The sequence below is a fragment of the Geodermatophilus sp. SYSU D00710 genome (assembly GCF_054050195.1).
The window spans coordinates 23,492-32,457 of the sequence record NZ_JBJGYX010000059.1; the positions used below are offsets into that span (position 1 = coordinate 23,492).

Annotated in this window: 10 protein-coding genes; 7 read left to right on the forward strand and 3 right to left on the reverse strand. The window is 76.5% G+C overall.

The features are described 5' to 3' along the window. Both ACI78U_RS20530 and ACI78U_RS20535 read left to right on the forward strand, forming a co-directional pair. Entirely contained in the window at positions 1 to 354 is a 354-nt protein-coding gene (locus ACI78U_RS20530; RefSeq protein ID WP_456877243.1) for a hypothetical protein, read from the forward strand. Further along, positions 355 to 1,335, forward strand: coding sequence for an ROK family glucokinase (locus ACI78U_RS20535; protein ID WP_456877244.1), 981 nt, complete (start codon positions 355 to 357; stop codon positions 1,333 to 1,335). It begins immediately after the preceding gene. Between the two features lie 7 nt (positions 1,336 to 1,342). On the opposite strand, the gene ACI78U_RS20540 is transcribed toward ACI78U_RS20535, so the two are convergent. Further along, the gene (locus tag ACI78U_RS20540; protein WP_456877245.1) at positions 1,343 to 2,056 is read right to left on the reverse strand and encodes a hypothetical protein; all 714 of its coding nucleotides are present in this window, start codon (positions 2,054 to 2,056) and stop codon (positions 1,343 to 1,345) included. Between the two features lie 168 nt (positions 2,057 to 2,224). On the opposite strand from ACI78U_RS20540, the gene ACI78U_RS20545 reads away from it, so the two are divergent. Continuing rightward, positions 2,225 to 2,986, forward strand: coding sequence for a lysophospholipid acyltransferase family protein (locus tag ACI78U_RS20545; RefSeq protein WP_456877246.1), 762 nt, complete (start codon positions 2,225 to 2,227; stop codon positions 2,984 to 2,986). A gap of 57 nt (positions 2,987 to 3,043) precedes the next feature. Beyond that, complete coding sequence (locus ACI78U_RS20550) at positions 3,044 to 3,532, forward strand: polyadenylate-specific 3'-exoribonuclease AS (RefSeq protein ID WP_456877247.1); 489 nt, start codon at positions 3,044 to 3,046, stop codon at positions 3,530 to 3,532. Positions 3,533 to 3,545: 13 nt separating this feature from the next. On the opposite strand, the gene ACI78U_RS20555 is transcribed toward ACI78U_RS20550, so the two are convergent. Continuing rightward, positions 3,546 to 3,938, reverse strand: coding sequence for a PaaI family thioesterase (locus ACI78U_RS20555; protein ID WP_456877248.1), 393 nt, complete (start codon positions 3,936 to 3,938; stop codon positions 3,546 to 3,548). A 92-nt stretch (positions 3,939 to 4,030) separates the two neighbouring features. Here ACI78U_RS20555 and ACI78U_RS20560 point away from each other — a divergent pair, with 92 nt between their 5' ends. The 3 genes from ACI78U_RS20560 to ACI78U_RS20570 are packed head-to-tail and all read left to right on the forward strand — an operon-like array spanning position 4,031 to position 7,452. Beyond that, positions 4,031 to 5,053 carry a 6-phosphofructokinase gene (locus ACI78U_RS20560; RefSeq protein WP_456877249.1) on the forward strand — a complete coding sequence of 341 codons (1,023 nt, stop codon included), beginning with the start codon at positions 4,031 to 4,033 and terminating at the stop codon, positions 5,051 to 5,053. Positions 5,054 to 5,111: 58 nt separating this feature from the next. Then, positions 5,112 to 6,449: a class II 3-deoxy-7-phosphoheptulonate synthase gene (locus tag ACI78U_RS20565; RefSeq protein ID WP_456877250.1), complete on the forward strand. Its 1,338-nt coding sequence runs from the start codon at positions 5,112 to 5,114 to the stop codon at positions 6,447 to 6,449. Then, positions 6,442 to 7,452 (forward strand): threonine aldolase family protein, encoded by a 1,011-nt coding sequence (locus ACI78U_RS20570; RefSeq protein WP_456877251.1) that lies wholly within the window; start codon positions 6,442 to 6,444, stop codon positions 7,450 to 7,452. The genes ACI78U_RS20565 and ACI78U_RS20570 overlap by 8 nt, the downstream gene beginning before the upstream one ends. Before the next feature lie 54 nt (positions 7,453 to 7,506). Here ACI78U_RS20570 and ACI78U_RS20575 read toward each other — a convergent pair whose 3' ends face one another. Then, positions 7,507 to 8,691, reverse strand: a complete 1,185-nt coding sequence (locus ACI78U_RS20575) for a S8 family peptidase (RefSeq protein ID WP_456877252.1) — start codon at positions 8,689 to 8,691, stop codon at positions 7,507 to 7,509. Between the last annotated feature and the right edge of the window lie 275 nt (positions 8,692 to 8,966).

The following is an 8,966-nucleotide window of genomic DNA, read 5'->3' on the forward strand; positions in this document are numbered from 1 at the left end:
GTGAGCGACGGGACCGACTGGGTCGAGCAGGCCCGGCGGCTGGTGGCCGGGATCGGGCTCGACGGCCTGGGGCGGGCGGGTGCCGACACGCTCGGCGCCGGGCACGTCGCGGACGGGGACTGCCGGTGGTGCCCGGTGTGCCAGCTGGCCGCGGTCGCGCGGCGGCCCGAGGTGAGCGAGGCCCTGGCCGACGCGCTGACCAGCGCCGCCGCCGCGCTGCGGGCGTTCGCCGCCGCGGCGGCCGAGGCGCCCGACCCGGAGCCCGCGACACAGCCGGAGGACGCCGCACCGCCGCGGTCCGCGCCGTCGCGGGAGCCGGCGACGCCGCCGGTCCAGCACATCGAGATCGGCTGAGTGACACCCGGCACCGGCACGGCCGCGCTGCCCGCCCTGGGCGTCGACGTCGGCGGCACCAAGGTCGCCGGCGGCGTCGTCGCCGCGGACGGCACCGTGCTGGCGACCGCCCGCCGGTCCACGCCGAGCGCGTCGGTGGCCGAGACCGAGGCCGCGATCGCCGCGGTGGTCGAGGAGCTCGCCGCCCGGCACGGGGAGGAGCTCGCGGCCGTCGGCGTCGGGGCGGCCGGCTGGTTCGACCGCACCGGCGACGTCGTCCTGTTCAGCCCCCACCTGGCATGGCGGCACACCTCGCTGCGCCGCGACCTCGCCGCCCGCCTGCAGCGGCCGGTGTGGGTGGGCAACGACGCCGACGCCGCCGCCTGGGCCGAGTACCGGTTCGGCGCTGCCCAGGGGGCCGACCTGGCGCTGTGCGTCACCCTCGGCACCGGCATCGGCGGGGGGATCGTGGCCGGGGGCCGGCTGCAGCGCGGGGCGCACGGGGTGGCCGGCGAGTGGGGCCACGTGCGCGTCGTCCCGGACGGGCGGCTGTGCGCCTGCGGCAACCGCGGCTGCTGGGAGCAGTACGCCAGCGGCAGCGCCCTGGCCACCACCGCCCGCGAGGTGGCCACCCGGTCCCCGGCGGCGGCCGCGCGGCTGCTCGACCGGGTCGGCGGCGACGCGTCCCGGCTGACCGGCGAGGACGTCGCCCGGGCCGCGGCCGACGGCGACCCGGTGGCGCTGGCGCTGGTCACCGACGTCGGCGAGTGGCTCGGCCAGGGCATCGCCGACCTCGCCGCGGTCCTCGACCCGGACGTCGTGGTCATCGGCGGCGGGGTCAGCGTGCTGGGGGAGATGGTGCTGCGGCCGGCCCGCGACCGCCTCGAGCGGGTGCTGCCCGGCCGCGGGTTCCGGCCCGCGCCGCGGGTGGTCGCCGCCGCGCTCGGCGCGCAGTCCGGGCTGGTCGGTGCCGCCGACCTCGCCCGGGAGACGGCCGGCTGACCGGGCGCTAGACGACCGCGCCGTCGTCGCCGTCGTCGGTCGAGCGCTCGCGCATCCGGGAGAGGAACAGCGCCGCGCTGCCGACCAGGGCGGCCACGCCGAGCACCAGGCCGGTGTCGGTGGTCAGGCCCAGCACCCCGGGGGCGCCGACCAGCACCACGCCGGCCGCGGCCATGAGCACCGCGTACAGCGTGGAGGGTGAGGGCAGCGGTACCGGCGGCGCGGGCGGCGGCTCGTAGTGCTCCTCGTCGAGCACGTCGTCGGCCGAGGCCTCGACGGCGTCGCCGCGGCCGTCCGCGGCCCGGCCGGCCGGCGCCGGCGTGGCGTCCTCGACCACGGTGCGCCCGTGCTCGGCCTCGTAGGCGGCCACGATCCGCGCCCACTCGGCGTCCTCGTCGAGGTCGCGGGGGGCGGCGCGCCGCTCGGCGGCCGGACCGCCCGCGGGGGCGTGCTCGTCGGCGTGCCGGTCGACCAGCGACCGGCCCTCGTGCAGCCGGGCCCGGTCGACGAACAGCCGGTCGGCCGGCGGGCTGGGCAGGAACACCGTGCGGGTGTAGGGCCCGACGTCGGCGGCCGGCTCGAGATAGGCGGCGATGCCGGCTTCGCGCAGGACGTCGAGCAGGTGCTCGCCGACGCGCGGGTCGACGTCGCGCAGCGGCGCCCACAGGGTGGCGTCCAGGCCGTTGTCGCGCCGGCCGCGCCCGCGCCGGGGCCCGGTCACGCGGACGGCCCCACCGGGGACGCCGGGGCCGGGACGGGCGGTGCGGCCACGGGTTCCTCCTCGGCGGACGGCGACTGGGGACGGGAGCGGGCGGGCGACGCGCGCGGCCGAGGGGCCGATTGTCGCTCGCGCGCCGGGCTCCCTAGTCTGGCAGTTCCACAGGGAGGCGTGTTGTTCTACTGGTTCCTCAAGTTCGTGGCGATCGGCCCCATCGCGAAGCTGGTGTTCCGGCCCCGCGTCGAGGGCCGTGAGCACGTGCCGGCCGGGGGCGCGGCCATCCTGGCCAGCAACCACCTCGCGGCCTCCGACTGGATCTTCATGCCGCTGTCCCTGCGCCGCCGGGTCACCTTCCTGGCCAAGGCGGAGTACTTCACCGGCCGGGGGGTCAAGGGCCGCCTGCGGCGGGCGTTCTTCTCCGGCGCCGGGCAGGTCCCCATCGACCGGTCCAGCGCCACCGCGGCCGAGGGGGCCATCCGCACCGGCATCCGGATGCTCGAGCAGGGCCGGCTGCTGGGCATCTACCCGGAGGGCACCCGCTCGCCCGACGGCCGGCTCTACCGCGGCAAGACCGGGGTGGCCCGGATGGCGCTGGAGACCGGCGCCCCGGTCGTCCCGGTGGCCATGACCTACCGGCCGCGGCGGATGCCGTTCGGCTCGAAGCTGGTCCGGGTGGGCGTGCGCTTCGGCGAGCCGCTGGACTTCTCCCGCTACGAGGGCCTGGCCGGCGACCGCTACGTCGAGCGGTCCATCACCGACGAGATCATGTACGAGATCATGACGCTGTCGGGGCAGGAGTACGTCGACGTCTACGGCGCCGCCGTGAAGACGCGGATGGACGCCACCGGCGCCAGCGCCTCCGACGTCGTCAGCCGGCTCGAGCCGCCGGCCGACGAGGCCGGGCAGCGCGCGCCGGACTCCCTGGCCGGTTAGCCGTCCGGTGCGCTTCCGCGGAAGTGCACGGACCCGACCGCCCCTACGGTGGGCGGTGTGCGGCGGTTCTTCTACGACACCGAGTTCATCGAGGACGGCACGACGATCGACCTCGTCTCCATCGGCGTCGTCGACGAGACCGGTCGCGAGTTCTACGCGGTGAGCACCGAGTTCGACGAGCGCCGGGCGATCCCGTGGGTGCGCCGCAACGTGCTCGACCAGCTGCCGCCCCCGGCCGACCGCGCCTGGCGCAGCCGGCAGCGGATCCGCGACGACCTGCTCGCCTTCCTCACCGGTCCCGGCGAGGAGGTGGAGCTCTGGGCGTGGTTCGCCGCCTACGACCACGTGGCGCTGGCCCAGCTGTGGGGCCCGATGACGGCGCTGCCGCGGGTGGTGCCCCGCTTCACCCGGGAGCTGCGGCAGCGCTGGGACGACGTCGGCCGGCCCGAGCTCCCGCCCGCGCCGTCGGGGGCCCACGACGCGCTGGTCGACGCCCGCCACAACCTCGCCCGGTGGCGGGCGATGGAGGCCGCCCGGGTCCGCTGACCGGCGGTCGGCGTCAGGGGCCGAGCACGGCCTGGGTCTGGGTGACCGAGGCGACCGGGCGGCCGTCGTCGTCGGTGACCTCGGTGAGGACCACGACGGTCGAGCGGCCGACGTGCAGCGGCCGGGCGGTGGCGTGCGCGGTGCCGCCGCGGACGGCGCGCAGCAGCGAGGTGGCCGACGCGAGGGTCGACGTCGACGCGCCCGGCGGCAGGTTGAGGAAGGCGCACACCGCGCCGACCGAGTCGGCCAGCGTCATCAGCGCGCCGCCGTGCAGGACGCCGCCGGCGGTGCAGCGCTCCGGCGCCCAGGCCAGCCGGCCGACGACCTCGCCGGGAGCGGCCGAGTCGAGCTCGATCCCGGTGGTGACGGCGAAGGGCATGGCGGCGAGCAGGTCCGCGGGGTCCACGGTCCGATACTGCCTCGATCGTGGTCTCCTCGGCGGGCCGGATGTGCGGCAGGATCGGCGCTGACCTGCGGTTCGTCGCACGGGGAGGCGTGATGCGCATCGGGATCCTGACCGGCGGCGGGGACTGCCCCGGCCTCAACGCGGTCATCCGCGCGGTGGTGCGCAAGGCCACCGCCGCCGGGTGCGAGGTGGTGGGCTTCCGCGACGGGTGGCGCGGCGTGCTCGAGGACGACGCCGTGCGCCTCGACCTCGCCGCCGTCCGCGGGCTGCTGCCCCGGGGCGGCACGGTGCTCGGCACCTCGCGCACCAACCCCTACGCCGTCGAGGGCGGGCCCGAGCGGGTGCTGGCCACCCTGGAGCGGCACGGCATCGACGCGCTGGTGCCGGTGGGCGGCGAGGACACCCTCGGCGTGGCGGCGAAGCTGTCGGGGTCGGGGCTGCGGGTGGTCGGCGTGCCGAAGACCATCGACAACGACCTCGACGGCACTGACTACACGTTCGGCTTCGACACCGCCGTCGGCGTCGCGATGGAGGCCATCGACCGGCTGCACACCACCGGCGACAGCCACCACCGCACGCTGGTGGTCGAGGTGATGGGCCGGCACGCCGGGTGGATCGCGCTGCACGCGGGGATGGCCGGGGGCGCCACGGTGGTGCTGGTCCCGGAGCGGCCCTTCGACGTCGACGCGGTCGTGGCGCACTGCCTGCACCGCTTCGAGTCCGGCTACTCGCCGATCGTCGTCGTCTCCGAGGGCGCGCGGCCCGCCGACGGCGAGCTGGTCACCTCCACCGGGCAGACCGACGCCTTCGGGCACGTCCGCCTGGGCGGGATCGGCGCGGCGCTCGCCGCCGTCCTCGAGGAGCGGACCGGCCGGGAGTCCCGTGCGGTGGTGCTCGGGCACATCCAGCGCGGCGGCACGCCCTCGGCCTTCGACCGGGTGCTGGCCACCCGCTTCGGGCTGGCCGCCGTCGACGCGGTCGACGCCGGGCTGTCGGGGGTGATGGTGGCGCTGCGCGGCACCGACGTCGTCCCGGTGCCGATCGCCGAGGCCACCGCGAAGCTCAAGCTGGTCCCGCTCGAGCGCTACGCCGAGGCGGAGGTCTTCTTCGGGTGACGTCCGTCGCGGGGGACGGGTCCTCGGCCCGGCGGCGGCGCGGCCGTACCCTCGGGACGTGAACCTGCTCGAGTCTGCGCAGCTGGTCCCCGGCCTCGACCGGTGGCGGGAGCTCCCCGCCGCCCAGCAGCCGACCTGGCCCGACCGCGACGCCCTGGACGCCGTGCTCACCACGCTGGCGACCGTGCCGCCGATCGTGGCGCCCGGCGAGGTCGACGAGCTGCGCGGCCGGCTGGCCGAGGTCGCCCAGGGCCGGGCGTTCCTGCTGCAGGGCGGTGACTGCGCGGAGACCTTCGACCTCAACACCGACGCCCACCTGCAGAGCACCACCCGCACGCTGCTGCAGATGGCCGTCGTGCTCACCTACGGCGCGAGCGTGCCGGTGGTGAAGGTCGGGCGGGTCGCCGGGCAGTACGCCAAGCCGCGCTCGTCGGACACCGACGCCCTGGGCCTGCCCTCCTACCGCGGCGACATGGTCAACTCCCTCGAGCCGGTGCTCGAGAAGCGCATCCCCGACCCGAACCGGCTGGTGCGCGCCTACGCCAACGCGGCCGCGGCGATGAACATGATCCGCGCCTACGCCCGCGGCGGGCTGGCCGACCTGCACGCGGTGCACGACTGGAACAAGGACTTCGTCGCGAGCTCGCCGGCCGGCGTCCGCTACGAGGTGATCGCCCGCGAGATCGACCGGGCGCTGGCGTTCATGAAGGCCTGCGGGGTCGACGACACCGCCCTGCGCGGCGTGGAGCTCTACAACAGCCACGAGGGGCTGATCCTCGACTACGAGCGGGCGCTGGTCCGGGTGCACGAGGGCCGGGCCTACGCCTCCTCGGCGCACTTCGTCTGGATCGGGGAGCGCACCCGCCAGCTCGACGGCGCGCACGTGGAGTTCATGTCGCGGATCGCCAACCCGATCGGGGTCAAGATCGGCCCGACCACGACGCCGGAGCAGGCCACCGAGCTCGTCGAGCGGCTCGACCCCGACGGCGTCCCCGGCCGGCTGACCCTGATCAGCCGCATGGGCAACGGCAGGATCCGTGACGCCCTCCCGCCGATCGTCGAGAAGGTCACCGCCAGCGGCCACCAGGTCGTGTGGCAGTGCGACCCGATGCACGGCAACACCCACGAGTCCTCGACCGGCTACAAGACCCGGCACTTCGACCGGGTCGTCGACGAGGTCCTCGGCTTCTTCGACGTGCACCGCGGCCTGGGCACCTGGCCCGGCGGCATCCACGTCGAGCTCACCGGCGAGGACGTCACCGAGTGCCTCGGCGGGGCCATGGAGATCAGCGACGAGGACCTCAACAGCCGGTACGAGACCGCCTGCGACCCGCGGCTGAACACCGGGCAGTCCCTGGAGCTGGCCTTCCTCGTGGCGGAGATGCTGCGTGGCTGACCTGGTCGACCTGCGGTCGGACACCGTCACCCGCCCGACGCCGGCCATGCGCCGGGCGATGGCCGAGGCCGAGGTCGGCGACGACGTCTACGGCGAGGACCCCGCCATCCGTGCGCTCGAGGAGCGGGTCGCGGACCTGTTCGGCCACGAGGCCGGCCTCTTCGTGCCCTCGGGGACCATGGGCAACCAGATCGGCATGCGGCTGGTCTGCGAGCCCGGCCAGGAGGTGCTCTGCGACGCCGACGCGCACGTGGTCACCTACGAGATGGGCGCCGCGGCCGCGGTGTTCGGCATCTCCACCCGCACGGTGGTCTCCTCCGGCGGCCTGCTCGACGCCGACGCGCTGGTCGACCAGGTGCGCCCGCGCGGTGACTGGCACCTGACCGCCACCGCCGCCGTCGCGGTGGAGAACACGCACAACCGCGGCGGCGGGCGGGTGCAGCCGCTGGCGCAGCTGCAGCGGCTCTTCGACTGGTCCCGGGGCGCCGGCGTCGCCGTCCACCTCGACGGCGCCCGGATCTGGAACGCGTCGGTGGCCTCCGGTGTCGACCTCGCGACCTACGGCCGGCTCGCCGACACCGCGTCGGTCTGCCTGAGCAAGGGCCTGGGCGCGCCGGTCGGGTCGGTGCTGGTGGCCTCGGCCGAGCGGATCGCCGCCGCCCGGCTGTGGCGCAAGCGCCTCGGCGGGGGCATGCGCCAGGCCGGCGTGCTGGCCGCGGCCGGGCTGTACGCCCTCGACGCCCACCTCGCCCGGCTGGCCGAGGACCACGAGCACGCCCGCCTGCTGGCCAAGCGGCTCGGCGTCGACCCCGCGACCGTGGAGACCAACATGGTGGTCGTCGACGGCGTGGCCGCACCCCTGGTCGCCGAGGCGGCGAAGGCGCAGGGCGTGCTGGTGTCCCAGGTCGGCCCGCGCCGGATCCGCCTGGTCACCCACCTCGACGTCGACCGGGCCGGCGTCGACCGCGCCGGCGACGTCCTCGCCGCCCTGCTCGACCGCTGACACGGCGACGGCCGCCGCCCCTGCTCGGGACGGCGGCCGTCGTCGTGCCGGGGGTCAGTAGGAGCCGAACAGCAGCCGGTTGGGCGTGCCGGCCCGCACGGCGGTGCGCGAGAGCGTCACGCGGTCGGGCGTCGCGGCCGCCGTGATCGCCCCGGCGACCGCGGTCGGCTGCGCGCCGGGGTCGGCCGACAGGTACTGCGCGGCGACGCCGGCCACGTGCGGCGTGGCCATCGACGTCCCGCTGATCGTGTTGGTGGCCGTGGTGCCGGTGTGCCAGGCGCTGGTGATCGCCACGCCGGGAGCGTGCAGGTCGACGCAGGAGCCGTAGTTGCTGAACGACCCCGCCGTGTCCGTGCGGTCGGTCGCCCCGACGGTCAGCGCCGCCGTCACGCGGGCGGGGGAGTAGGAGGAGCAGGCGTCCTGGGCCACGCCCGCGTTGTTGCCGTTGCCGGCCGCGACCGCGTAGGTGACGCCGTCGGCGATGGAGTTGCGCACCGCGGTGTCGATGGCGGTGCTGGCGCCGCCGCCGAGGCTCATGTTGGCCACCGCCGGGGCGCCGGCCGGGTGGTGGGCGGTGACCCAGTCGATGCCGGCGACGACGCCCGCGGTGGTGCCGCTGCCGGTGCAGCCGAGCACCCGGACGCCGACGAGCTGCACGCCCTTGGCCACCCCGTAGGTCGTCCCGCCGACGGTGCCGGCGACGTGCGTGCCGTGGCCGTTGCAGTCGTCGGCCGAGCCGCCGTCGACGGCGTCGTAGCCCGAGACCGCCCGCCCGCCGAAGTCGGTGTGCGCGTAGTTGATGCCGGTGTCGATCACGTAGGCGGTGACCCCGGCCCCGGTCGCGGTGTAGGTGAAGGTCGTGCTCAGCGGCAGGGTGCGCTGGTCGGTGCGGTCGAGGCCCCACGGCGCGTTCGACTGGGTGCCGACGGCCGTGACCACCTGGTCGCGCTCGACGGCGACCACCCCGGGCAGGTCGGCGAGGCGCGCGGCGGCGGCCTCGGGCAGCGTCACGGCGAAGCCGGTCAGCGCCGCGGTGTAGACGTGGTCGACCTGCCCGCCGAGACCGCGCGCACGCTCGGCTGCCTGGGCCGGGAGGGTGGAGCGGTCGACGGTGACGACGTAGGTGGCTCGCGGGCCGCCGTCGGGCGGTGCGGCCGCGGCGGGGCTCGCGGTGGTGCCGAGGCCGGCGGTCGCGAGGGCGGCGACGACTCCGGCGACCAGGGTGCGACGAGTGGGCAAGGACGGCTCCTCGGGAGGCTCCCCGCGGCCGGGCGGCCGCGGAGTGATACGAGCCAACGGGGTGTCGTAGATCACCGCAAGTGATCAGACGAATACGCAGGGTGGGCACGGCGTGTCCTGCCCCCCGGGCGCGCCGCCGTCGGTGCCGGCTCCGCCCGCCGTCGAGTTCACGTGTTCTCGACGCTCCCTGGGGCCCGTGGCCGGGGGGGGGGGGGGGGGGGGGGGGGGGGGGGGGGGGGGGGGGGGGGGGGGGGGGGGGGGGGGGGGGGGGGGGG

Bases quoted from the DNA above. Each gene is read 5' to 3' on its own strand.
- ACI78U_RS20560 (WP_456877249.1), top strand. From the start codon at position 4,031: ATGCGCATCGGGATCCTGACCGGCGGCGGGGACTGCCCCGGCCTCAAC.